Source organism: Erwinia sp. V90_4, from assembly GCF_029967685.1.
Classification (GTDB): Bacteria; Pseudomonadota; Gammaproteobacteria; order Enterobacterales; family Enterobacteriaceae; genus Erwinia; species Erwinia aphidicola.
Window position 1 is genome coordinate 47,591 of sequence record NZ_JASCAQ010000058.1, and the last position, 23,657, is coordinate 71,247.

Annotated in this window: 22 protein-coding genes; 8 read left to right on the forward strand and 14 right to left on the reverse strand. The window is 57.9% G+C overall.

The window, feature by feature from the left end; translation table 11 throughout:
• The first annotated feature begins 319 nt into the window (after nucleotides 1-319).
• From QLG07_RS17180 to QLG07_RS17200, 5 genes are all read left to right on the forward strand, one after another.
• Nucleotides 320-1,744: a cytochrome ubiquinol oxidase subunit I gene (locus tag QLG07_RS17180; RefSeq protein ID WP_048916794.1), complete on the forward strand. Its 1,425-nt coding sequence runs from the start codon at nucleotides 320-322 to the stop codon at nucleotides 1,742-1,744.
• A gap of 1 nt (nucleotide 1,745) precedes the next feature.
• Entirely contained in the window at nucleotides 1,746-2,753 is a 1,008-nt protein-coding gene (cydB, locus tag QLG07_RS17185) for a cytochrome d ubiquinol oxidase subunit II (protein WP_048916795.1), read from the forward strand.
• A gap of 150 nt (nucleotides 2,754-2,903) precedes the next feature.
• On the forward strand, nucleotides 2,904-3,158 hold the full coding sequence (locus QLG07_RS17190) for a CsbD family protein (protein ID WP_099753376.1): 255 nt from the start codon (nucleotides 2,904-2,906) through the stop codon (nucleotides 3,156-3,158).
• A 159-nt stretch (nucleotides 3,159-3,317) separates the two neighbouring features.
• Nucleotides 3,318-3,698, forward strand: a complete 381-nt coding sequence (locus QLG07_RS17195; protein WP_282469756.1) for a carbohydrate porin — start codon at nucleotides 3,318-3,320, stop codon at nucleotides 3,696-3,698.
• 295 nt (nucleotides 3,699-3,993) lie between these two features.
• Entirely contained in the window at nucleotides 3,994-5,331 is a 1,338-nt protein-coding gene (locus QLG07_RS17200) for a carbohydrate porin (RefSeq protein WP_282469757.1), read from the forward strand.
• Between the two features lie 506 nt (nucleotides 5,332-5,837).
• On the opposite strand, the gene fetB is transcribed toward QLG07_RS17200, so the two are convergent.
• From fetB to QLG07_RS17270, 14 genes are all read right to left on the reverse strand, one after another.
• Nucleotides 5,838-6,596: an iron export ABC transporter permease subunit FetB gene (gene fetB, locus QLG07_RS17205; RefSeq protein ID WP_048916799.1), complete on the reverse strand. Its 759-nt coding sequence runs from the start codon at nucleotides 6,594-6,596 to the stop codon at nucleotides 5,838-5,840.
• A complete protein-coding gene (locus tag QLG07_RS17210) occupies nucleotides 6,583-7,248 on the reverse strand; it encodes an ATP-binding cassette domain-containing protein (protein WP_099754947.1) in 666 nt (221 codons plus the stop codon). Before QLG07_RS17210 ends, fetB begins: the two co-directional genes overlap by 14 nt.
• 47 nt (nucleotides 7,249-7,295) lie before the next feature.
• Nucleotides 7,296-7,679 (reverse strand): 4-amino-4-deoxy-L-arabinose-phosphoundecaprenol flippase subunit ArnF, encoded by a 384-nt coding sequence (arnF, locus tag QLG07_RS17215; RefSeq protein ID WP_048916801.1) that lies wholly within the window; start codon nucleotides 7,677-7,679, stop codon nucleotides 7,296-7,298.
• Nucleotides 7,679-7,996 carry a 4-amino-4-deoxy-L-arabinose-phosphoundecaprenol flippase subunit ArnE gene (gene arnE, locus QLG07_RS17220; protein ID WP_048916802.1) on the reverse strand — a complete coding sequence of 106 codons (318 nt, stop codon included), beginning with the start codon at nucleotides 7,994-7,996 and terminating at the stop codon, nucleotides 7,679-7,681. The genes arnF and arnE overlap by 1 nt, the downstream gene beginning before the upstream one ends.
• Complete coding sequence (arnT, locus tag QLG07_RS17225) at nucleotides 7,993-9,657, reverse strand: lipid IV(A) 4-amino-4-deoxy-L-arabinosyltransferase (RefSeq protein WP_230050103.1); 1,665 nt, start codon at nucleotides 9,655-9,657, stop codon at nucleotides 7,993-7,995. Before arnT ends, arnE begins: the two co-directional genes overlap by 4 nt.
• 16 nt (nucleotides 9,658-9,673) lie before the next feature.
• A complete protein-coding gene (gene arnD / locus QLG07_RS17230; protein WP_099754944.1) occupies nucleotides 9,674-10,558 on the reverse strand; it encodes a 4-deoxy-4-formamido-L-arabinose-phosphoundecaprenol deformylase in 885 nt (294 codons plus the stop codon).
• On the reverse strand, nucleotides 10,555-12,537 hold the full coding sequence (gene arnA / locus QLG07_RS17235; protein ID WP_048916805.1) for a bifunctional UDP-4-amino-4-deoxy-L-arabinose formyltransferase/UDP-glucuronic acid oxidase ArnA: 1,983 nt from the start codon (nucleotides 12,535-12,537) through the stop codon (nucleotides 10,555-10,557). Before arnA ends, arnD begins: the two co-directional genes overlap by 4 nt.
• Nucleotides 12,534-13,514 (reverse strand): undecaprenyl-phosphate 4-deoxy-4-formamido-L-arabinose transferase, encoded by a 981-nt coding sequence (arnC, locus tag QLG07_RS17240; protein WP_048916806.1) that lies wholly within the window; start codon nucleotides 13,512-13,514, stop codon nucleotides 12,534-12,536. The genes arnA and arnC overlap by 4 nt, the downstream gene beginning before the upstream one ends.
• A gap of 3 nt (nucleotides 13,515-13,517) precedes the next feature.
• Nucleotides 13,518-14,657, reverse strand: a complete 1,140-nt coding sequence (gene arnB / locus QLG07_RS17245) for a UDP-4-amino-4-deoxy-L-arabinose aminotransferase (RefSeq protein WP_282469758.1) — start codon at nucleotides 14,655-14,657, stop codon at nucleotides 13,518-13,520.
• A gap of 301 nt (nucleotides 14,658-14,958) precedes the next feature.
• Nucleotides 14,959-15,960 carry a substrate-binding domain-containing protein gene (locus tag QLG07_RS17250; RefSeq protein WP_099754942.1) on the reverse strand — a complete coding sequence of 334 codons (1,002 nt, stop codon included), beginning with the start codon at nucleotides 15,958-15,960 and terminating at the stop codon, nucleotides 14,959-14,961.
• Nucleotides 15,961-16,000: 40 nt separating this feature from the next.
• Complete coding sequence (locus QLG07_RS17255) at nucleotides 16,001-17,038, reverse strand: ABC transporter permease (protein ID WP_048916809.1); 1,038 nt, start codon at nucleotides 17,036-17,038, stop codon at nucleotides 16,001-16,003.
• A gap of 150 nt (nucleotides 17,039-17,188) precedes the next feature.
• Nucleotides 17,189-18,682: a sugar ABC transporter ATP-binding protein gene (locus QLG07_RS17260; RefSeq protein WP_282469759.1), complete on the reverse strand. Its 1,494-nt coding sequence runs from the start codon at nucleotides 18,680-18,682 to the stop codon at nucleotides 17,189-17,191.
• Complete coding sequence (gene xylB / locus QLG07_RS17265; protein WP_282469760.1) at nucleotides 18,679-20,187, reverse strand: xylulokinase; 1,509 nt, start codon at nucleotides 20,185-20,187, stop codon at nucleotides 18,679-18,681. The genes QLG07_RS17260 and xylB overlap by 4 nt, the downstream gene beginning before the upstream one ends.
• A gap of 3 nt (nucleotides 20,188-20,190) precedes the next feature.
• On the reverse strand, nucleotides 20,191-21,225 hold the full coding sequence (locus QLG07_RS17270; RefSeq protein ID WP_048916812.1) for an NAD(P)-dependent alcohol dehydrogenase: 1,035 nt from the start codon (nucleotides 21,223-21,225) through the stop codon (nucleotides 20,191-20,193).
• Nucleotides 21,226-21,444: 219 nt separating this feature from the next.
• Between QLG07_RS17270 and QLG07_RS17275 the strand changes: the two genes are divergently transcribed.
• From QLG07_RS17275 to QLG07_RS17285, 3 genes are all read left to right on the forward strand, one after another.
• On the forward strand, nucleotides 21,445-21,975 hold the full coding sequence (locus QLG07_RS17275; RefSeq protein ID WP_048916813.1) for a sugar isomerase: 531 nt from the start codon (nucleotides 21,445-21,447) through the stop codon (nucleotides 21,973-21,975).
• Between the two features lie 94 nt (nucleotides 21,976-22,069).
• Nucleotides 22,070-23,074: a LacI family DNA-binding transcriptional regulator gene (locus QLG07_RS17280; protein WP_282469761.1), complete on the forward strand. Its 1,005-nt coding sequence runs from the start codon at nucleotides 22,070-22,072 to the stop codon at nucleotides 23,072-23,074.
• A 19-nt stretch (nucleotides 23,075-23,093) separates the two neighbouring features.
• Complete coding sequence (locus QLG07_RS17285) at nucleotides 23,094-23,558, forward strand: pyridoxamine 5-phosphate oxidase (RefSeq protein WP_282469762.1); 465 nt, start codon at nucleotides 23,094-23,096, stop codon at nucleotides 23,556-23,558.
• Nucleotides 23,559-23,657 lie beyond the last annotated feature (99 nt).

Here is a 23,657-nt window from a genome sequence, read left to right on the forward strand (position 1 = left end):
ATGCATCCTGCGAGGGTAAAAAGTGCTTCCCCGCCAGAAAGTTACAGTTTCTTCACATATTGGGATCATCCCGCCATCTTGCCTTAACATTCCAGCGCCCTGATTTAACCTGTTAACGAAACAATTTCTCGTAATATCCATTACTGTTATACGTCAGATCAATATTACTGTTGCTACTCCTTCACCTGATTTGGTCTTACGATCAAACCTTCGATGAGAAGTCCCCAATTGGCACCGCTACATTTTTATCAAATGTAGTCTATTTGTTAATAGTGGGTAAAAAAAATAAAAGGCAGTTTATGTTAGATCGAGGTAAGCAATGTTCGGATTAGATGCGTTCCATCTGGCAAGGATACAGTTCGGTTTCACCGTAGCCTTCCACATTCTCTTCCCGGCCATCACCATCGGGCTGGCCAGCTTTCTGGCGGTGCTCGAAGGACTGTGGCTGAAAAGCAAAAATGAGGTTTATCGCGACCTCTATCACTTCTGGTCGAAAATCTTCGCCGTTAACTTCGGTATGGGCGTGGTTTCCGGTCTGGTTATGGCCTATCAGTTTGGTACTAACTGGGCAGGGTTTTCTCAGTTTGCCGGCAGCATTACCGGCCCGCTGCTGACCTACGAAGTGCTTACCGCGTTCTTCCTTGAAGCTGGCTTCCTCGGCGTGATGCTGTTCGGCTGGAACCGAGTCAGCCGTGGCCTGCACTTCTTTGCTACCTGCATGGTCGCGCTGGGTACGATTATCTCAACCTTCTGGATCCTCGCGTCCAACAGCTGGATGCAGACGCCGCAGGGTTATGCGCTGCAAAACGGCATCGTGGTGCCGGTGGACTGGTTGAAAATTGTCTTCAACCCCTCCTTCCCCTACCGCCTGCTGCACATGTCCGTCGCGGCATTCCTGGTAACGGCGTTCTTCGTCGGCGCTTCTGCGGCTTACCACCTGCTGCGCAAAAACGACACGCCAGCAGTGCGCAAAATGCTGTCAATGGCTCTGTGGATGGCGCTGATTGTCTCCCCTATTCAGGCAATGATTGGTGATGCCCACGGCCTGAACACTCTGGAACATCAGCCGGCGAAAATCGCGGCGATTGAAGGGCACTGGGAAAACCCACCGGGAGAAGCGACCCCGCTGATCCTATTCGGTATCCCGGATATGAAAGAAGAGCGCACCAAATACGCGGTGGAAATTCCGTATCTGGGCAGTCTGATCCTGACGCACAGCCTGGATAAACAGGTTCCGGCGCTGAAAAGCTTCCCGAAAGAAGACCGCCCGAACTCCACCGTGGTGTTCTGGTCATTCCGCGTGATGGTGGCGCTGGGCATGCTGATGATCCTGTTGGGCGTGGTCAGCCTGTGGATGCGTCGCGGACAGCGTCTGTATACCTCGCGTGCATTCCTGTGGTTTGTGCTGCTGATGGGGCCATCAGGTCTGATTGCGCTGGTCGCAGGCTGGATCACCACCGAAATGGGTCGTCAGCCGTGGGTCATCTACGGCCTGCTGCGCACTCGTGATGCCGTGTCGCTACACAGCACGCTGCAGATGAGCATCAGCCTGATTGCTTTCCTGCTGGTCTATTTTGCCGTATTCGGCGTTGGCTACAGCTATCTGGCCAATCTGATCAAGAAAGGCCCAGAGACGGGCGAAGGCGACCATACGCCAGATGGCGGTCCGGGCACCTCCCACACCCCTTCACGCCCGCTGTCCGCCGTGAAAGAAAAACTTAATTCATCGGAAGAGGGAAAATAAGATGGGAATCGATCTCTCCATTATCTGGTTTGTGATCATCATTTTCTCCACCCTGATGTACATCATCATGGATGGTTTCGACCTTGGCATCGGTATCCTGTTCCCGTTCAATAAAGATCCGGTTGAGCGCGACATGATGGTTAACACCGTCGCGCCCGTCTGGGACGGCAACGAAACCTGGCTGATCCTCGGAGGCGCTGCTCTGTATGGCGCCTTCCCGCTGGCTTACTCGGTCATCACCTCCGCTCTGGCCGCTCCGCTGACCATCATGCTGATTGGACTGATTTTCCGCGGCGTGGCGTTTGAGTTCCGCTTTAAGGCCACTGAAGAGCACCGTCCATTCTGGGATAAAGCCTTTATCGGTGGGTCATTCCTGGCGACCTTCAGCCAGGGTGTGGTACTCGGCGCGTTCATCAACGGTTTTGAAGTGACCAATCGTACTTATAGCGGCCCGGAGCTGGCGTGGCTGACGCCGTTTTCTCTGTTCTGCGGCGTGGGCCTGGTTCTGGCCTATGCGCTGCTGGGCAGCACCTGGCTGATTATGAAGACCGAGAATGAGCTGCACCGCAAGATGACCGCGCTGACCAGGCCACTGCTGCTGGGTCTGCTGGTGGTGATAGCCATTGTCAGTATCTGGACGCCGCTGCAGCATGCGGACATCATGCACCGCTGGTTCACCCTGCCAAACCTGTTCTGGTTCCTGCCGGTTCCGGTGCTGGTACTGGTGGCAAGCTGGGGCCTGTTGCGTGCGCTGAAGCGCCATGCGCACTATACGCCGTTCCTGCTGACGCTGGCGCTGGTGTTCCTCGGCTTTACCGGGCTGGGCATCAGCGTCTGGCCGAATATTATTCCGCCAACCATCACCATCTGGGATGCCGCATCGCCACCGCAGAGCCAGGGCTTTATGCTGGTCGGTGGTCTGCTGATTATCCCGGTGATTCTGGTGTACACCTTCTGGAGCTACTACGTGTTCCGCGGCAAAATCAAGCCGGATGAAGGGTATCACTGACAGTCAGGGCGGACCGCAGAGTCCGCCTTTTTTTTGTCAATCTTTCGCTCCTGCAGTCATATTTTTACATACAACCGCAGCGGCAAACTCCGGATGATGGTCTACGCTTAATGTTCTGATTGAGGAAATCATGCCATCAAAGGAGGCAGTATGAGTCTGTTTGATAAAGCGAACGATAAAGCACAAGAAGCTGTTGGAAAAGGCCAGGAAGAGTTTGGCAAAGCCATAGATTCGCCTGAGCATGAATTCAAAGGCAAAGCGCGCCAGCAGGCGGCAAGAGCCTCTTACGCCATCGATGATGCGCTGGACTGTGTGAAGAGTAAAACTCAGGATTCACCGCTGGTTTCACTGGTGATTGCTGCAGGTGTCGGTTTCCTGGCTGCCAAGATCTTCGGCCGCCGTTAACCCCATCGCGTTGTGAAACAAACGCCCCTTCGCGGGCGTTTTTTTATGGGCGCTATCCTGAAAACCTCGCGCTGCGCATTAAACAGAGTAATGCGCGCAGGCTGTTGTGCTGTACTGGTGGCGGACCCTGTATTCGCTAAACACAACAAGAGGTGAATCATGGAAAGAACATCACGTCTGATAAAGGGTATTGCCATTATCGCGGTAGCCACAGCGCTGATCGGCCCCCAGGCCGCTGCAGCGCCAGAGCATGTATTACATGACGCACTGCGATATCAGGTTACGCCAACAGCACCTTATCTCATCCAGGCGCCAAATAGCGTGAGCAAACAGCCCAGCGCACCGCCGGAAGATTATCGCGCCGCCAAACCACAACCGTTAATGCGCGGCGAAGGCTTCAACTATCATCTGTATTACAACTACCGTTTAACACCGCACATCATCCTGCGCCCTAATCTGCAACAGAGCACTAAGCCCGGTGCAGTCAGTGACCATTCACAGCGTTTTGTCGGTGGTATCGGCGCTGGCATTAACTTCTGACCAGACTACCGCTCGTTCTCCCGAATGGGCGGGCTATTCCGTTACTCTACAAACCCGCACCTGATACATCCCCTCACACATTAAATCATTCGCATACACAATAAGTTTTTTCACTTATGGAACTTAGCACAAATCTATAATCGGGATAATTCCCTGACATGCTGTTATATACAACGCCGCGTAACTTTGTGCGGTAATACCCTATTAAGCATTAAGCACCCAACATTCCGCACGGTTTCTCACTTTCAGGATGATTGTACGCGTAGCGGATTTGATAATTTAAAAGGCATGAATAATGAAAAGAAAAGCGTGTTGCCAGCAGCATCTAAAAAAATCCGTATTACTCAGTTCCCTGCTGATGGCGTCTGCTGCGGCCTGCGCCGATATGGCTCCGCTGAGCGTTGACTCACAATATATGTTCGGTGACTGGGACGGTTATCGCAGCCAGTTAAAAGAGGACGGGGTGGATTTCCAGGTGAATTACACCATGGAGTCGGCCGCCAATCTCGCCGGCGGCTACCATACCTCCACGACTGCACGCTACACCGACCAGTGGGCATTTGGCACCACGCTCGACCTGGAAAAGCTGCTTAACTGGGACGATACCCAGTTCCAGACCACTATCACCAGCCGTAACGGTCGCGACCTGACCCAGCATATCAACGATCCGCGCACTGGCGGCCTCTCTTCCGTAGAAGAGGTCTGGGGGCGTGGGCAGACCTGGCGTCTGACTCAGTTCTGGATCAACAAAGGCTTGTTTAATCATCTGGTGGAGGTTAAAGCGGGGCGCCTGACGGTCGGGGAAGATTTTGGCTCTTTCGACAGCAAATTCGAAAACCTGGCATTCGGCAGCGGCCAGGCCGGTAACTGGCGCGGAGACCGCTGGTTTAACTGGCCGGTTTCGCAATGGGGCGGCCGCATTAAATTAAACCTGCCGGACGATATGTTCTTCCAGGTCGGCTTCTATAATCAGAACCGTAATAACTACGATCGCGGCAACGGTTTCTATCTGGATGGCAGCCCAAGCCTGGGGAATCTGGTGCCGTTCGAATTTGGCTGGAAACCTCTGCTGGGCGCTGACAAGCTGCCGGGTAACTATCGCATCGGCGGTTACTACTCCTCGGTTAACGGGGATAAATACGCCAGCTATCACAACGGCAGCTACGGTAATCAGGCCAAAGCTTACGGCGGCTACGTGCTGTTACAGCAGCAGTTGACGGCAACGGATGGCGATGTCAATCGTGGCCTCGGCGTAACGGTTCAGGCGGTCATGAATGACCACAAAACGTCCAAAACCGACAATTATCAGGCCGTTTCATTTACCTGGAAAGGGCCGTTTGCTGCGCGCGCGCAGGATGAGATTGGCCTGGGCGCTGCGCGTATTCACGTCAACAGTGACTACAGCAAAATGCAGAAAGAGAGCAACGAATTCAACGGCGAATACGACTATAACAGCCCAACCTATCTGCCGATCCAGCACGGTTCCGAATGGAACTACGAGGTGTATTACAACGTGCATGCCACTAACTGGCTAAATCTGCGCCCAAGCCTGCAGTACGTTGCCTCTCCGGGTGGCGTCAGCGGCGTGAAAGATGCGTTTATTGGTGGTCTGAGCGCCAATGTGAACTTCTGATGTAGCGAAAATTCGCAGGCAGCAGGCGGACCGAAACAGAGGGTCCGCCGTTATGACTACGTAAAGGGGGCGACCTCTGAGGTATTCCCAGAAATGACTTCCCTCGCTAAACGTCCGCTAACCGGTCTGAGCTCAGCCTGAGCACGCCGGAACGGCAAAAGACGCTCCCTGCGGGCCTCGGCACGCGGCATCCCTGCCGCGTGACGTCCGGCTTACCTCAGGCTGAGCTCATCCCCCACTCGCATCGTGCTCGCTGTGGTTTTTAAACCGCGACGCTGAAGCTTTGGGTGCAAGGAGGCAGGGCTGATTGCAGCAGGCCCACGGCCAGGGATGGCCGTGAGCCAGGCTACAGGGATGTATTCATGCCGGTGCGGAAAGCAGCCCTCCCTCCTGAAACCGGGCATCTGTCATCCCGCGATAATATTCAAATCAGTGTTTGTGGAGATACTTCAGGGGTCGACCTTGTTTCCGGTCGCCCCTCCGCATTCAGTCGTCAATCCAGTGGATTATTTCAACTGCACGCGCGCGGTATAGAAACGGCGGGCGGCCAGATATCCGGCAACAATGGTCGACAGGCTGGCCGTTCCCAGCAGCATGAACGTCACCATGATCTGATATTTAATCGCCTTCACTGGATCAATCCCGGCAAAAATCAACCCGGACATCATTCCCGGCAGGCTGACCAGCCCCACCGTTTTTGCGGCGTCCACGGTGGGGATCATTGCGGCGCGAATGCTGTCACGCACGATACTCCCTGAAGCCAGTTTGGCACTTGCTCCCAGGCTGAGCATCTCCTCCACTTTCTGCCGGTTATCGCTGAAGCGCTGATTGAGATTGCTAAAGCACAGCCCCACCGCCACCATCGCGTTACCGGCAATCATCCCGCTAATCGGGATCACCTGCATCGGCATAAACTCAATCGCGCCGCTGAGCAGCAGAATCGCCAGCGTCAGCGTGGTGCCCAGCGTAATCGCAATAAATGAGATAACAAACCCGTGGTCGATCGCCCGGCTGCGTTTCTTGGCATTGAGCGCGGCATTCACGCAGATAAACAGCACCATCAGGATGGTGAGCCAGCGGTTGTTCAGGTCGAAGATATATTTCAGCACGTAGCCGACAATCACCAGCTGGACGATGGCACGCGCCACGCTCCAGACGATATCTTTCTCCAGCCCCAGCCGCTCTTTCTTACTCACCAGCAGGGCAATCAGCACCAGTACCAGCGCCAGAGCCAGCGACTCATTGGTAATATTATGCTGGTTCATGCTGCTCTCCTTTTACTGCTGGCTCCAGCCGCAGCACCCGCCGCTCGCCGCCGATTTCATGGGGATCGTGGCTGATCCAGATCGCCGCACAGCCCTGCTCTACCTGCCGATCAATCAACTGCTGCACCCGCTGCTTATTCTCTTCATCCAGCGCGCTGGTAATCTCATCCAGCAGCAGGATATCCGGTGGAAACTGCAGATTGCGCAGCAGCGCCACGCGCTGTTTTTCACCGCCCGATAGCTGGTCAATTGGCTTGTCCAGCAGCTCTGCCGCCAGATTGACCCTGGATAGCCACTCGATCATGCGTGCACGATCGGCAGAGCGCTGACGAATCTGGTAAGGCAGCGCCAGATTGTCATAGACCGTGCTGCCAAACAGCTGCGGCGTCTGAAACACGTATGAAACACGCTGGCGGTAGCTTTCCACCTTCAGGTCCGCAAGCGGCTTACCGTTGAAGCGCACTTCCCCGGCGCTCGGTTCCAGCAGCGAGGCAATAATTTTTAACAGCGTACTTTTTCCGGCGCCCGACGGCCCGGTCAGCCAGAGAAACTCGCCGCTGTGCAGCTCAAATGAAAGCGGCGCCAGCAGCGTTTTTTCCTGCAGCGCAAAAGAGACCTCCCTGACCTGCAGGAGAGGAGATGTGGTGGTCATAGATTATTGAAACTCTGAAAAAATGAATGGAGAGAATAATAGCACCGTCAGCGCGTTTTTTTCTGCGGCCAGCAGATCAATAGCAGCCCGGCGAGGATTAAACCGCCGCCCGCCAGCTTGCCCCAGACAAACTCCTCGTTTAGCCCCGGCAGCCACAGCGCGGCGGCCCACACCAGCAGATAGCTCAGGCTGAGTAGCGGATAGGCGCGGCTCAGCGCTATGCGCTGCAAAGCCAGCAGCCAGCACAGCATCGACAGTGCATAAGCCAGCAATCCGGCGAGCAGCGCCTGCACCGCCGGGACCAGACTAAACAGCACCGTGAAAAATGCCGACGGCTCGCCGATCGCCGGCAGCCGCACCATCGCCCACTTCAGCAATAGCTGCGCCGCGCTGACCAGCAGCACGCTACAATACGCCAGCAGCCAGCCCATCAGGTATAGCTCCCCATCACCGCAACCCCGGCAACAATCAGGATAATCCCCAGCGCATGACGCAGCGGAATGGCCTCATGCCACAGCCAGCGGGCGGCAAGGGTCACAAAGATAAAATTCAGGCTCAGCATCGGGTAAGCGACGCCAAGCGGCGTGGTTTGCAGCACGCGCAGCCACACCAGCATCGCCAGGCCCAGCAGCAGCACGCTTAATGCCAGCCAGCGCCAGAGTGCGGCGCGCTGCACCGTCGCCTGCTTCTGGCATAACTGCCCGCCACAGCTGAGCAGGCTGGCAAGGAGGATCAGCAGCATATTCATGGCTGCTGCAGATACAGGTAATAGAGCATTCTGCCGTGCTGAAAGCTGCGATCGGGCTGCGGAATACGATCGTCCGTCGGGCGTTTATCGTCCGACAGCTTCATCACCAGCGACACCTCGCCCTGGCGACGATGCTCACTCAGCCACTGGGCAAACTGCGCTGCGGTGACCAGGCGCTGGCGACTGTCGGCATAGCTCACCCCGTACGCCAGCTCGCCCGGCTGGTCGAAGAGCAGAATATCGCTGCGCTTAAGCTGCCACGCCAGCGCCGAGGCCATGCCAACATTATTCGCCAGGATAAAGCGACTGTGCGTCAGTTCAGGCATCAGGCTGGCAATAAACGGCTGAGGCTGCTTGGAGTAGATTACCTTGTCCGGTATCGCCGCGCCGACCACCAGTGCCAGCATCAGCGGGCACAGCGCCGCCAGCTTCCAGAATTTCGCCCCGCCAAGCAGGGTGATCATCCCCATCACCGCCCAGAACAGGAACGCCAGCGTGGCCAGCTGAGCCTTGAACAGTTCGGCATAAGGATAGAGCGGATGATGCATCAACCCCCACGGCGCCAGCACCAGCAGCACCGTCAGCGTCAGCAGCGCGCCGAACGTCAGATTGATGATGCCATTGGCTTTCAGGCCGCGCCCCCCCTCGGAAACCAGCCGCACGCCGTGGTGCGCCAGCAGGATCGCCAGCGGCGCGAAGCACGGCAGAATATAGGTTGGCAGCTTCCCTTTGGCGAGACTGAAAAACAGCAGCGGCATCACCACCCAGCACAGCAGATAGAGCGATCCCTGATGGCTGTTTCTTTCGCGCCATGCCCGGGCTAAAGCCCCCGGCAGCAGCCCGAGCCACGGCAGCGTACCGGCGATCAGCACCGGAATGTAGTACCAGAACGGTGCCTTATGCTGCGCATCCTCTTCGGCAAAGCGCTGAATATGCTCCACCCAGAAGAAGTAGTGCCAGAAATCCGGCTGCTGGCGCGCAATGCTGACTGCCCAGGGTGCGGAGATCAGTGCCGCACTGACCAGCGCCAGCGGCCCGTACAGCAGCAGCTCCTTAAACCGCCGCTGCCAGATCGCCCACGGCACAATCGCCACTACCGGCACTGCCAGCGCCAGAAAGCCTTTGGTCATAAAACCCATGCCGCAGGCCAGCCCGAGCAGCAGCCAACCCAGTACCTTTTGCCGCGTGCTGCTGCCTGCTTCCGCCGCCAGCCAAAAGCTGCACATCGCTGCCACCAGCCACAGGGTGATCATCGGGTCAAGCACCGCATAAGTGCCAATGGCATACACCAGAAAACAGGTAAGAAAAATCACCGCAGCCAGCAGCGCCGTGCCGCGCCGTTGCCCTATTCGCCGCGCCAGCCAGTAGACCAGCAGCGCGCTGAGCGTGATAGATACCACCGAACCGAAACGCACTGAGAAATTACTGCCGCCAAATACCCATTGACTGAGATTGTTGACCCAGTACCCGGCTATCGGTTTTTCGAAATAGCGCAAACCAAGGAAGTGCGGCACGCTCCAGTTACCGCTGGCCAGCATTTCACGGCTGATTTCCGCGTAGCGCAGCTCATCGGGCTGCCACAGCGCGCGCAGCTCTAATGGAATGAGATAATACAAGGCATAGCAAAACAGTAGCGGCAGCGCATAACGCAGATATTTCATGCCGGGGTCACTCTGATTATTGCTGGCATCCCAGCCAACCTTCACGACCGGGGAGACTACCCCGCACCAGATTACCCGTCGGCAGCTGCGACAAATCCGCAGGCAGCAGCTCGCTTAACGGGCAGAAACGGATCCCACGTCGCCGCGCCATCACCAGCAGTTCGGCAAACATTTCGCTCAGCACGATCCCTTCCACTTCCGCATGGATGGTGTAGACCGGCACGCCCGGCTGGCTGGCGATTAAATCGAGGATCCAGGCATTGTAACCTTCACGCGTGACCCCGCTACCGATCACCTCATCCCAGGTAGGAAGCGTGACGGGGATCTGCACCGTGCCCACGCTGCCGTCGGGCAGCAGTGGGCGAAAGGGCGCCGTGCCGCGACAGTCGCTGTTATAGGCAAAATCAAACGGCTGCTTGGCAACCAGCACGCGCTCATCCGCGCGCCAGCCCGCCACCGCTGAGCAGCGGATCGGCTGACCGACAATCTCGCTCAGACACTCCACGCCGCGCTGGATCTCCTGCGTCAGCTTCTGCGCAGGCCACACCCCAGCCCACGTCTGCCACGCAAAATGGTCCCAGGCGTGCAGGCCAATCTCGTGCTGACGCGCGGCGGCGCGGATCGTTTTTTCCAGCCCGCGCCCGATGCGGCGCCCCGGCCAGGCCGTCCCCGCCAGCAGGATGTCCCAGCCGTACAGCGATGCCGCATTCGAGCGCAGCATTTTCCACAGGAAGCGCGGTTTCAACAGCCGCCAGAGGTGGCGGCCCATATTATCCGGCCCGACGCTGAAGAAAAAACTGGCCTGAGTATGCTGGCGGTCGAGGATCTCAAGCAGGCGCGGCACGCCGTCGCGGGTGCCGCGCCAGGTATCAACATCGATGCGCAGCCCGACGTCGATCATGCTTCGTTTTCTCCCGGCTCCACGGTTTGCAGGAAGAAGTCCAGGGTCGCATCAATGGTCTGGGTCATTGCCACCGTTGGCTGCCAGCCCAGCAGGCGCTGCGCGTTGCGAATCGACGGCTTGCGATGCTCCACGTCCTGATAACCCTTGCCATAGTAGCTGCTACTTTCCACTTCGCGGAAACCGGCAAACGGCGGGAACTGCTGGCGCAGCGGATGGCGTTCAAAGCTCTCCAGCAGCTGCTGCGCCAGCTCTTTGATGCTGGCCTCATTCACCGGATTACCGATGTTAATGATCTGGCCATCACAGTTGTGGTGCTTGTTCTCAATAATCAGGAACAGCGCTTCGATGCCGTCGCTGATATCGGTGAAGCAGCGCTTCTGACGACCGCCGTCGATCAGCTTGATCGGTGAACCCTCCACCAGATTAAGGATCAGCTGAGTGATGGCGCGCGAACTGCCGATGCGTGCCGCATTCAGGTTATCGAGGCGCGGCCCCATCCAGTTGAACGGGCGGAACAGCGTGAAGCGCAGCCCCTCTTTCTCGCCATAAGCCCAGATAACCCGGTCCAGCAGCTGCTTGGAAACCGAGTAGATCCAGCGCTGCTTGTTGATCGGCCCGACGACCAGATTGGAATTGTCTTCATCGAAGGTGGTATCGGTGCACATGCCGTACACTTCGGAGGTCGACGGGAAGATAATGCGCTTTTTGTACTTCACGCAGTCGCGGATAATCTTCAGGTTCTCTTCGAAGTCCAGCTCAAACACCCGCAGCGGATTACGGGTATATTCAATCGGCGTGGCAATGGCCACCAGCGGCAGCACCACGTCACACTTCTTAATATGATACTCAATCCACTCGGAGTGAATGCTGATATCCCCTTCGACAAAGTGGAAGCGCGGATGCCCAAGGAAACGGCTGATGGCGTCGGAACCAATATCCAGACCGAACACCTCGAAGTTATCGTCCAGCAGCAGGCGCTCGGTCAGGTGATTGCCGATAAAACCGTTCACTCCGAGGATCAGCACGCGGGTACGGCGCTTCACCGCCGCCACCGGCTGGCTATGCAGCAGTGCGCCCTCGACCAGGCCCAGCGTCTGCGCCAGCTGGCTGCCCTGCATGTAGACGCCGTTTTCGCTCTGCCCGGTGACAATCTCCAGCGCCCCGCTACCGCAGGCAACAACAAACGGCGCCACGGAGAGCACGGTTCCCGCTTTGGCGCCGGGCAGATCGCTGCGCACCTTTGACTGCCAGACGATAAATCTCCCCGCGCCAACATAGCTGAATGCACCAGGCCACGGATCGGTTACCGCCCGCACCAGATTGTGGGCGGTCTGCGCCGGCTGCTGCCAGTCAATACGCCCATCTTCCGGCGTGCGGCGGCCAACATAAGTGGCCTGAGTCTCGTCCTGCGCCTGCTCGACAAAATCATTGCGCTGGATCCCCGGCAGCGCGCTTTCCAGCAGCTGTTTCGCCGCCTCGCACACCTTGTGATGCAGCGTCAGCGCATTGTCTTCCGCGGCAATAACCACTTTTTGCTGGGCAATAATCGCACCGGCATCGGCGCGTTTCACCATGCGGTGCAGCGTCACGCCGGTTTCCTGTTCGCCGTTGACCAGCACCCAGTTTAACGGTGCGCGCCCGCGATATTTCGGCAGCAGTGAAGCATGCAGATTAAACGCCCCCTTCTCAGCACAGTGAAGAATTTCATCATTCAGCATGTGGCGATAGTGGAATGAGAAAATAGCCTGCGGCTTCATGCCCTTAATGCGGTCCACCCACAGCGGGTGATTAACATCTTCCGGCGCATACACCGGAATACCCAGCTGAGCCGCCGTGCGCGCAACCGAGCCAAAAAAATGATTCTCTGCGGCGTTGTCCGCGTGAGTGAAAATCGCTTCAATTGCGAATCCGGCTTCAGCCAGCGCACGGATCCCCGTGCAGCCAATGTCATGGTAGGCAAATACGACGGCTTTCATGATTTCTCATCCTGTGAAGAGTTGGCGTCATCATGGCTGACAACGCGCTGAATAAAGTAGCGGGGACGGGCACGTACATCGTTATAAATACGCCCGATGTATTCACCCAGCAGTCCCATGCCAACAAACTGCGCGCCGATAAAGATAAACAGCACGGCAAACAGCATAAATACCCCCTCTGCCGCCCACTGCGGCCCGAGGAACAGGCGCAGCAGGATCAGCAGCAGGGAGAGAGCAAAACCTGACAGCGCAATCACGCTGCCGAAGACGCTCAGCAGGCGCAGCGGCGTGGTGGTCAGGCAGGTGATCAGGTCGTACATCAGGTTAATCAGCCGCATCAGGCTGTATTTGGAATCACCAAATTCGCGTTCAGCGTGCAGCACCGGGATCTCGGTGGCACGGCGGGCAAAGGTATTCGCCAGAATGGGAATAAAGGTGCTGCGTTCGTGGCAGTGCAGCATGGCATCGACAATGTGGCGGCGATAGGCGCGCAGCATACAGCCGTAATCGCCCATCGCTTTGCCGGTGGTACGCTGGATCAGATGGTTAATCAGGCGCGAGGCGCGCTTGCGAAACCAGCTATCCTGCCGGTTCTGGCGCACCGTTCCCACCACGTCATAGCCCTGCTGTGCCGTCGCCACAAGGCGCGGGATCTCCTCCGGCGGATTCTGCAAATCGGCATCCAGCGTGATGACCAGGTCGCCGCTGACGTGGCTGAAACCCGCCATAATTGCCGAATGCTGGCCGTAATTACGATTGAGCAGCACCGCCACAATATGGCTGCCCGGCGCCTGCGCCGCCGCGCTGAGCATTTCCGCCGAGCTATCGCTGCTGCCATCATCCACCAGCAAAATTTCATACTGCAGCCCCAGCTGGGCGCAGGCGGCATCGGTGCGGCGGATAAGCTCGGGCAGGCTATCCTGTTCGTTATAGACCGGGATCACTATCGAGACTTTGTTAATTTCTTGTTCTTTCACGGATTATTTACCTGCCAGCTTACGCAGCGCCGCAATCACGCGGCCGCAGTCGTCATCAGTCATGCCGGGAAACAGCGGGATAGAGCAGATACGATCGGAGTTCCACTCGGTGTGCGGCAGCGACAGCTGCGGAAAACGCTCGCGGTAATATTTCTGCGTGTGCGCGGCGCGGAAATGCAGCCCGCTACCGATGCCCTGCTGTTTCAGCGCCTGCATCAGCGAGTCACGATCGATGCCGCAGCGCGCAGGGTCGACACGCAGAATGAACAGGTGCCAGGCGTGCTGATGCGGCCATACAGGCCGGCTCAGCGGCAGGAAAGGCGTGTCCGCCAGCTCTGCCAGATAACGCGCCGCAATCTGCCCGCGGCGCGCATTGTTCGCCGCCAGCTTGTCGAGCTGCACCAGCGCTATCGCCGCATTGATATCCGCCAGGTTGTATTTAAAGCCCGGCATCATCACCTCAGCCTGCGGCGCGCGCCCGTGGGTCTGACGGTCAAAAGCATCCACGCCCAGCCCGTGAAACTTCAGGCTGCGCACGCGCTCAGCCAGCGCATCATCATCGGTGACCACCAGCCCACCCTCGGCGCAGCTGATGTTTTTGATGGCGTGGAAGGAGAAGATGGCGGTACCGCTGTGGCCGACGTGGCGTTGGTGATAGTAAGTGCCCGCAGCGTGCGCGGCGTCGTCGATCACCGCGATGCCGTGGCGTTTGCCCAGCGCGTGAATAGCGGCAATATCAGCGGGTGCGCCAGCATAATGCACCGGCACAATCGCTTTGGTACGCGGCGTGATAGCGGCTTCGATCAGCGCTGGGGTCACCATCAGCGTGTCGCGATCGACATCAATCATCACCGGGGTCGCCCCCAGCAGCACAATCATATTCAGCGTGGAAACCCAGGTCAGCGACGGCGTGATCACCTCATCCCCCGGCCCGATGCCCAGCGCCATCAGCGTAACGTGCATACCGGCGGTGGCCGAACTCACGGCAATCGCATGGCGGTTGCCGGTTAGCTGGCAAAAAGCCTGCTCAAGCTGCTGATTTTTCGGCCCGGTGGTGATCCAGCCCGATCGCAGCACCTCTTCAACGGCGCTCAGCTCTTCATTGCCCATAGACGGGCGCGAGAAAGGGAGAAATTCGGACATTATTTCAATCCATTCAAAGAATCATTACGCAAAATTAGCGCTACCGAGAGTAGCAACGCCTGGGTATATAAAGCGTAAATGAAATTCCTTAGGGGAAGATTAAGAGCCGGCTAATCGGGGAATTAAATCAGTTTGGTTGATGGCGGGTTTAACTAGAAAATGCAGCGGCGCTCATTTCGCCAGGAAAAACTCAAATTTAATTAAAAGTTATTATTATTGTCACAGTTTATGTGCAGAAAAATCGGGTAGCCTGGATAAGCATTCAGGCCATGCCGGTTGGGACATGGCCTTTATTGAAAACTTACTGACGCGCTTTCAGCAGCTGCGCAGCATTGTCCACCGTCACTTCGGTCCACGGCACCGAGTAGCGCTTCGCTTTGCCATCATCCCACGCCATTTTGCCTTCGTACTGCTTCCAGATATCTGACTGGGGTTGATAGCTGTCCCCCTTCACGGCCCGCAGGGCGACGTCAATCGAGCCCTGCATCTGCGCGTGTGCGTCCTGCAGGATCGACACCATTTCACCCGCCTGCACGGCGCGAATGGCGTCTGAAACTCCGTCCACCCCGGCGATGGCAAAATCTTTGACGTTCAGGTTGGCGCCTTTAATTGCCTCAATCGCCCCCAGCGCCATTTCATCATTTTGCGCAATCACGCCATTGATCTGCCCGCGATGCTTCTGCAGCCAGTTTTCCATCAGCGGCAGCGCTTCGGCGCGAGACCAGTTAGCGGTTTTACGCTCCAGCACGTTAATGTTGCCTGCGCCGCACTCGGCAATCGCTTTATCATTGCCCTGCCCGCGCTGTATTTCGCCGCTGCCGCCCTTTGGCCCCTCAATAATGACCACGTTGCCCTTGCAGTTCATTTTCTTCAGCACCGACTTCGCTTCCAGATAGCCGCCCAGCACGTCATCGGAGACCACTTCGGCGGTCATTTTGTCGGTATTTAACCGCGCATTGGTGACGATAACCGGGATTTTTGCCTCATTGGCCATGGTCACCACATCAATATTGGCTTCATAGTCCATCGGGTTAATAATAATGGCGTCAGCATGAGTCTGAATGGCGGTCTCCGCCTGGTTGTTCTGCACCATTGGGTCATAGCGCCCGTCATAGACGGTCAGCTGCACATCGCCACTCTTCACAGCAGGGTGTTCTTTACCGGCTTTTTCCATCAGCTGCACAAATTCCGCTTTCATCCCATACATCAGCACGGCGATTTTTACCGGCGCAGCCTGGGCGGCCATGCTGCCCGCCATTAACATGCCCGAGGTTAATAAGGCAATTTTGGTCATCTTATTCATGGTGACTCCTGGTTTGTAGAGTGAGGTTCTATTATTTAATTTAATCGCGCTGTTGCTTACGCGATGGGTCAAGCAGTACTGCCACGACAATTAATGCCCCTTTTATGATCTGCTGGTAATAGGACTGCACGCCCAGCAGGTCGAGGCCGTTATTCATTACGCCAATAATCAGTACACCAAACAGGGTGCCGACCAGCGTGCCCACGCCGCCGGCCATGCTGGTGCCGCCGATCACCACCGCAGCAATCGCGTCCAGTTCGTAGGCGGCCCCGGCACTGGTCTGGGCCGAGCCGGTTCGGGCGGTGAGGATCAGCCCGGCAATCCCGGCCAGCGCACCGCACAGGGTGTAGACCAGCACTTTAATTTTCACCACGCTGATGCCCGAGGTGCGCGCGCTCTTCTGGTTGCCGCCCACCGCATAGACGTAGCGGCCAAACAGGGTGCGGTTAAGCAGCACCCAGGCCAGTGCAAACAGCAGCACAAAAATCAGCACCGGTACCGGAATGCCCAGCACATAGCCATTCCCCAGCCAGCGGAAGTCCGGGTTGAGCTGCGACACCGGGTTACCGTCGGTGGTCAGCAGCGCCAGGCCGCGCGCGGCGGAGAGCATTCCCATGGTGACGATAAACGGCTGCAGGCGATAGCGCGCCAGAATGGTGCCGTTGAGCAGCCCGCAGACGATGCCAATACCGAGCGCAATAATCATCGGCACGATCAGCGCATGGGCGGTATCACCTATCGCCAGCCCGCTGTTGGTGGTGGCAAAACGCGCCGCGACAATCCCGCTGAGCGCCAGCACCGAACCGACCGAGAGATCGACCCCGGCGGTAATAATGACAAAGGTCATACCGACGGCAAGAATGCCGTTAATCGAGATCTGGCGTAACACAATCAGCATATTTTCGTTACTGAGAAAATAGTTGCTGCTCCACGCCCCGTTTGCCACCTGCACTTCACCAATCACGGTGACGATCAGGCACAGCACGAAGAAAGCGATAATAATGCCGTATTTATGCAGACGGCTTTTATTACGCGTAAGGAAAGACGGCCCTGGTTTCAGAGAAGGAATTGCACTCATAAATTTATCTCTCTACTCGTCATACTTCAAACCGCAGGTGCGTTGGCTTCATCCCTTCACCGCAGTCACATAGTTAACTATGCTCCTGCGGACTCATGGATTTGCCGCCTTCCTGCGATTAGAATTATTTAGAGTCAATATTGTTGAAGATTACACCGCCAGCTTCATTAATTCTGCCTGGGTGACATTTTCAGCCGATAATTCACCGGCCAGCGCGCCATCTTTAAACACTAATATCCGGTCGCTCATACCAATAATTTCCGACAGCTCAGAGGAGACCATAATGATGCCGCGATCTTTCAACGCAAATTCCGACATAAAGCGGTAGATCTCTTTTTTTGCTCCGACGTCGATTCCGCGCGTTGGCTCATCCAGCAGCATCACCTGCGGGTCCAGCAGCGCCCAGCGGCCGAGTACCACCTTCTGCTGATTGCCGCCGCTGAGATTGCCCACCAGCTGCTCGCCATCCGGGGTTTTGACGTTAAAGCGCTGGATCATCGCGCGGGTGCGCTCCTGCTCCAGCCGGTCGCTGATAAAGCCCGCACGGCTGATAGCCGGGAAAGAGGCGATGTTGATGTTCTCATTGACCGAGCGGCACAGCACCAGCCCGGTCTCTTTACGATCTTCCGTCACATAGGCAATGCCGCTGTCGATCGCCTGGCGCGGCGAGTGGCGTGCCAGCGTCCTGTCGCCCATGCGAATGGTGCCGCTCTGCGCATGTTCAATGCCAAAAATCAGGTCGAGAAACTCGCTGCGCCCGGAACCGACCAGGCCATAAATGCCGAGGATCTCACCGCGCCGCAGCGTCAGGCTGATATTGCGCACCTTTCTGCCCCAGCACAGGCTGTCCACTTCCATCATCACTTCCGTGCCCGGCTGGTTAAACTTGGCGAACTCGCTGTCGAACTCGCCGCCGATGATATGTTCGATCAGCTGCTCGCGGGTGATATCGGCCAGCAGCCCTTCGTGGATATAGCTGCCGTCGCGGAAAATGGTGTAGCTGTCGGCGATCTGGAAAATCTCCGCCAGGCGGTGCGAGACGTAAATAATGCCTTTGCCCTTTTCCGCCAGCCGCTTGATCGCCTGGAAGATTTTCTTCACGTCCTCCTCGCCGATCGCCGAGGTGGGTTCATCCATAATGATGATGTCGGCGTTGGCGTGCGACAGCGCTTTGGCAATCTCCACCAGCTGCTGCTCGGCCACGCTGAGGTTGCGCATAATCGCCGTCGGCGACAGCGTAAAGTGCAGGTCGGCCAGCAGGTCGGCGGTCTGCTGATTCATCCGTTTAAAATCGACAAAGCCAAAGTGACGCGGCTCGCGCCCCAGCCAGATATTCTCAGCCACGCTCAGGTCGGCAATGGTGCTCAGCTCCTGCTGCACGATGGCAATCCCGGCCGCCAGCGCCTCTTTAGGGTGGGAGAACTCACAGCGCTGGCCGTTGATAAAAATGTCGCCGCTGTCGGGCTGGATAAAGCCCATCAGAATGCTGAGAAAGGTGGATTTTCCGGCGCCGTTGCCGCCGCACAGCGCGTGGATTGAGCCGCGACGCAGGCAGAACTCGGCATTCTTTAACGCCACCACCGGGCCGAAACTCTTCTTCAGGCCGCTGACTTCCAGCAGATAAGCCGCTGCTGTGTCGCTCATAGCGTTACCCCATATTCTTTTTGCAGCAGATGCAAATAGCGTTGATAAAGGTCGGCGTAGCGGCGCTGACGAGCCTCATCCGGCAGCGCGCGGCTGCGCTCATCCAGCTGCACAAAACGCTGACACAGTAAATCCAGGCTGTCGGCCGCTTGCGGGCTGTCTGCCTGCTGATGGCACCACGCGGCCTGGATAGCGGCTCCGAGCGCCGCCGACTCCTTCTCCTGCGGGCAGACCACCGGGCAGCCCATCACATCGGCGACGATTTGCCGCCAGCGCGGGCTGTTGGCGCCGCCGCCGGTCAGGCGGATCTCATCCAGCCTGATGCCCTGCTGGCGGAACAGATCCAGCCCGTAGCGCAGCCCGTAGGTTGCCCCCTCGACCACCGCCAGGCAGAGATTGGCGGCGGTGAAATTATCGCTGTTGAGGTTATGCAGGCTGGCACGCGCATTCGGCAGCGGCGGTACGCGCTCACCGTTGAAAAATGGCAGCAGCAGCATGCCGCCCGCGCCCGGCTCGGCTTGCTCCAGCGCCTGATTAAACCCGGCAATATCCTGCTGCAGCAGTCCCTGGACCGCGCTACTGGCCGAGGTGACATTCATGGTACAGACCAGCGGCAGCCAGCCGTTGCTGCTGGAACAGAATCCAGCGATGGCCGCGGAATCGGCCACCACCGGGCTGTCGGCGCAGGCAAACAGCGTGCCGGAGGTGCCGAGGCTCATGGTCAGCACCCCTGGGCGGATATTGCCGCTGCCAATTGCCGCCATCATATTGTCGCCGCCGCCGCTGGCGACCAGCGTATCGGGGCGCAGGCCCAGCGCATCGATAGCCCGCTGGCACACTGTACCGACCGGTTTTTCCGCCGCAATCAGCGGCGGCAGTGCATTCCACAGGCGGCCACTGTCATCGATCAGCGCCACGGTATGACGGTCCCAGCAGCGCTGGCGAATATCGAACAGGCCGCTGCCGGAAGCGTCACCGTACTCCGCCACGCGCTCGCCGGTCAGCCAGAAATTGAGATAGTCATGCGGCAGCAGCACGCAGGCAAGGCGCTGCCAAAGCTGCGGATGCTGACGCTTAAACCAGATGATTTTCGAGGCGGTGTAGCCCGTCGCCGGCACCAGACCAAGACGTTGCAGCGCCGCCGCTTCACCGCCGAGCTGTTCCAGCAGCCAGCTATTCTCGGCAGAAGTGGAGGTATCGCACCACAGCTTGACCGGGTGCAGCACGTCACCCGCCGCATCCAGCGCGACAAAGCCGTGCTGCTGGCCGGAAACCGCCAGCGCCGCGATCTGCTGCGGTGCAACGCCAGCGTCTGCCGTTGCCGCAGCAAAGGCGGCGATCAGCGCAGTGATCCACCATTCGGCGTGCTGCTCGCGTTTGCCCTGCCCGTCGCTAAGCATGGCGTGGGGCGCGCTGCCGCTGCCGAGAATAGTGCCCTGCTGGTCATCAATAATCACCACCTTGGTGCCCTGCGTTCCGCAGTCAATGCCCGCATACAGCGCCATGACCTACTCCATTTCCAGCATGATTTTGATGTCGGTCGGGTTGCCCGCCGCCGCGCGTTCAAAGGCGGTCACGCTGTCGCTGAATTTGTAGGTATGGGAGATCAGCGGCTGCACGCGCAGCTTGCCGGCGCTCAGCAGGCGCAGGGTGCGCGGGTACATGTTGGCGTAGCGGAAAATGGTTTTAAAGGTGACTTCTTTAGCCTGGGCCGCCACGATATCCACCGGCGCGGCATCAATCGGCATTCCCACCAGTACCGCCGTGCCGCCGGGGGCGATATGGTCGCAGATGCTAAGGATTGCGGCTTTGGCACCGCTGCACTCGAACACCACGTCAACGCCGTTACCGCTGGTGAGCTGGGCGACTTTCTGCGCCACGCCTTCCCCGCAGCTGTTCACCGCGTGCAGGCCTTCATAGTTGGCCGCCACCCTCAGCTTGTCATCGAACAGATCGCAGATGATCACGTCGGAACAGCCCCCGGCCAGCGCCGCCAGCGCGGTGACGACCCCAATCGGACCGGCACCGATCACCAGCGCGATATCCCCTGGCTTGATGCCGGCTTTGGTCGAAGCATGCATGCCAATCGCCAGCGGTTCCACCATTGCACCTTCGGCAAAACTGACGTTGTCCGGCAGTTTGAAGGTAAACGCGCCGGGATGGATCACCGTCTCGCGCAGGCAGCCATGCACCGGCGGCGTGGCCCAGAACTGCACCGCCGGGTCAAGGTTGTAGATCCCGGCGCGCGACTGGGGTGACTGCATATCCGGAATGCCCGGCTCCATGCAGACGCGGTCACCGATGCTCAGGTGCTTCACGTTTTTGCCCAGCGCCAGCACCACGCCGGAGGCTTCGTGCCCCAGCACCATCGGCGCTTTCACCACAAACGGTCCGATGCGGCCGTGCTGGTAGTAGTGAACGTCGCTGCCGCAAATCCCGACGGAGTGGATCTTAATCTGCACATCGTCATCGCCCAGCGTCTCGCTGAACTCACGATCCTCAATGGCAATCTTACCGGCTTGTTCAAGCACCAGAGCTTTCATAATCCTCTCCCCTGTGATGTTTAAATGGTATCGATATCATTTCAATAGCAGCGAGAGTAAAAGAGTCGGCGTTAAAAATATGTGAACCTGGTTAAATTTTTAGCAAAAAGCACATTCACGGCAGAAAAAACGCGGCAATAATGGCTAACGGTACGATAAATAGTGCGCTAACGCGGTTATTAACAATGATATCGATAACATCAGATAAGGAGGATTACCATGCCTAATCTCCACCAGGCCTGCGAGCAGACGCGCCATTTCCTCGCAACAGCGGCGATTGAACTGACCCCGGATGAGCAGCAGCAGATTGAGATTGCCACCTTCGGCCTGCCGGATTATCCGCTCTCCGGGCTGCAGCTGCTGACCTACGTCAATACCCCGCGCTACTGTGCGAAAGAGCTGGTGCTGTTCCCGCGCCAGACCTGCCCTGAGCACCTGCATCCGCCGTTTAACGGCACCCCGGGCAAACAGGAGACCTTTCGCTGCCGCTGGGGGGAGGTCTACCTGTTTGTCGACGACGACAGCCTGACCCCGAATAATGGCGCGTGTCAGCCGCCGGAGGGCGCAGAGCAGTGGTACAGCGCCACACGCTATATCCTGCTGCGCCCCGGCGAGCAGTACACCATTGCCCCGAATACCCGCCACTGGTTCCAGGCAGGCGATCGCGGTGCGGTGGTGTCGGAGTTCTCGTCAGAGAGCCGTGACGATCTGGATATTTTCACCGATCCCCGGGTGAAAAGAGCGGGATAGCCGCGACAACATTCGCAACCTGTCAGGCAATCTGTCATGATGCGCAAATGGTACAAAATGATGACTTTTTAACGTCGCGAATCGGGAGCATAAATTGACGCCAGGCAGGAAAGTGAAGGCCACGCTGGAGAGTGTGGCCATGCAGTCAAACGTCAGTAAAATCACCGTATCCCGCGCATTTTCACACCCGGATAAGGTGCATCCTGAAACGCTGAAGCGCGTGCTGGAGACCGCCGCCGAAATGGGCTATGTGGTGAACACCGCCGCGCGCAATCTGCGCGCGCGCGACAGCAAAACCATCGGCATCGTCAACCCGGATATGAATAATCCGTTCTTTGGCGGGCTGACGCGCCTGATGACCGAGGAAGCCGAGAAAGCCGGCTACGATACGCTGGTATTTGACTCCAGAGAGTCGGTGGAGCTGGAGAACCGCATCATTGATAAGCTGATCGGTTATAACGTCGACGCCATTGTGCTGTCGGTGCTCTCCTCCGACTGCAACTATCATCCAGCTTATCTGCAACGCCTTGAGGCGCTAAACATTCCGGTGATCCTCGTTGACCGTGAGCTGGATATCAGCTCGTGCAGCGGCGTCTATATCGACAACCTCGACTGCGGCCTGCAGGCCGGGCGCTATCTGCTGGAGCAGCAGGCGCAGCGCGTGGTGGTGGTCTCCGGGCCGGAGGACTCCAACGTCGCGCGCGAGCGGGTCACCGGGCTGAGCGCCGCGCTGCAGGGGAAAGTTGCCAGCCTTGAGGTCCTTTACGCCGATTTCTATATGGATGTTGCGGCGCAGGTGACGGGTCGCTACCTCGATAATCATGCCCCGCCGGACGTGTTTGTCGGCTGCAATAACCAGATCTCACTCGGGATTATCAAATCGTGCATCGACCGCCAGCTGGTGCCGATGCGCGACGTCAGCCTGTTTAGCATTGATGAGATCTCGCACGCGGCAATCTACGGCTTCCACTTTCCGTGCATCGCGCACGATCTGCATGAAATTGCCTGGCAGGCGATCAATCTGGCGATCCGCCGCGCCACCGAGAGTGCGATCAAGCCGGGCAAAGTGATTGTTCGTGGTAAAATAGTCCTCCCTTAATCGCCAGAAGGAACGAACGGTGAACAGTATTACTCTGCCCCCTGCGCTGCTGACGCTGCTTGACGGTTCGCTGCCCGCCAGCCATCGCTTTCAGGCGATCCGCCTGTCGAGCGTCGGTGAAAACGGCTGGCCGTATGCCGCGCAGCTCAGCCTCGGTGAAATCATTGCTACCTCCCCCACGGAGCTGCTGTTCGCCATCTGGCCGCACTCCACCACCACGCAGAACCTGAGGCGCGATGGCAAAATCACCCTGGCGCTGGTGCTGAACGATGCGGTGATCGAGATCCAGGCGCTGGCAGTCGCGCGCCCGGAAACGCTGATGGATTTGGCGCTGGCGGTGTTTCGCGCCGAGGTGAAGCAGGTGATCGCCCACCGCGCACCGTATGCCACCGTGGTCAGCGGCCTGACGTTCAGCCTGAAGGATGAAGCCGCCGCGCTGGCGCGCTGGCGCGAGCAAATCGCCGGGCTGAAAGCGCTGGCATAAAAAAAGGCGACCTGTGAAGGTCGCCTTTTTGAAAACTAGGATAAAGCGGGTCGGGCGTACCCGGCCCCTACCGATTTTAGCGGGTCGGGCATGCCCGGC

Coding starts and splice junctions, on each gene's coding strand:
- QLG07_RS17255 (WP_048916809.1), bottom strand. CDS start 17,038: ATGAGTGCAATTCCTTCTCTGAAACCAGGGCCGTCTTTCCTTACGCGT.
- arnA (WP_048916805.1), bottom strand. CDS start 12,537: ATGAAAGCCGTCGTATTTGCCTACCATGACATTGGCTGCACGGGGATC.
- QLG07_RS17260 (WP_282469759.1), bottom strand. CDS start 18,682: ATGAGCGACACAGCAGCGGCTTATCTGCTGGAAGTCAGCGGCCTGAAG.
- arnF (WP_048916801.1), bottom strand. CDS start 7,679: ATGGGCTGGCTGCTGGCGTATTGTAGCGTGCTGCTGGTCAGCGCGGCG.
- arnT (WP_230050103.1), bottom strand. CDS start 9,657: ATGAAATATCTGCGTTATGCGCTGCCGCTACTGTTTTGCTATGCCTTG.
- arnB (WP_282469758.1), bottom strand. CDS start 14,657: ATGTCCGAATTTCTCCCTTTCTCGCGCCCGTCTATGGGCAATGAAGAG.
- cydB (WP_048916795.1), top strand. CDS start 1,746: ATGGGAATCGATCTCTCCATTATCTGGTTTGTGATCATCATTTTCTCC.
- arnD (WP_099754944.1), bottom strand. CDS start 10,558: ATGATCGACGTCGGGCTGCGCATCGATGTTGATACCTGGCGCGGCACC.
- QLG07_RS17275 (WP_048916813.1), top strand. CDS start 21,445: ATGCCTAATCTCCACCAGGCCTGCGAGCAGACGCGCCATTTCCTCGCA.
- arnE (WP_048916802.1), bottom strand. CDS start 7,996: ATGAATATGCTGCTGATCCTCCTTGCCAGCCTGCTCAGCTGTGGCGGG.
- QLG07_RS17270 (WP_048916812.1), bottom strand. CDS start 21,225: ATGAAAGCTCTGGTGCTTGAACAAGCCGGTAAGATTGCCATTGAGGAT.
- QLG07_RS17195 (WP_282469756.1), top strand. CDS start 3,318: ATGGAAAGAACATCACGTCTGATAAAGGGTATTGCCATTATCGCGGTA.
- QLG07_RS17190 (WP_099753376.1), top strand. CDS start 2,904: ATGAGTCTGTTTGATAAAGCGAACGATAAAGCACAAGAAGCTGTTGGA.
- fetB (WP_048916799.1), bottom strand. CDS start 6,596: ATGAACCAGCATAATATTACCAATGAGTCGCTGGCTCTGGCGCTGGTA.
- QLG07_RS17200 (WP_282469757.1), top strand. CDS start 3,994: ATGAAAAGAAAAGCGTGTTGCCAGCAGCATCTAAAAAAATCCGTATTA.
- QLG07_RS17180 (WP_048916794.1), top strand. CDS start 320: ATGTTCGGATTAGATGCGTTCCATCTGGCAAGGATACAGTTCGGTTTC.
- xylB (WP_282469760.1), bottom strand. CDS start 20,187: ATGGCGCTGTATGCGGGCATTGACTGCGGAACGCAGGGCACCAAGGTG.
- QLG07_RS17210 (WP_099754947.1), bottom strand. CDS start 7,248: ATGACCACCACATCTCCTCTCCTGCAGGTCAGGGAGGTCTCTTTTGCG.
- QLG07_RS17250 (WP_099754942.1), bottom strand. CDS start 15,960: ATGAATAAGATGACCAAAATTGCCTTATTAACCTCGGGCATGTTAATG.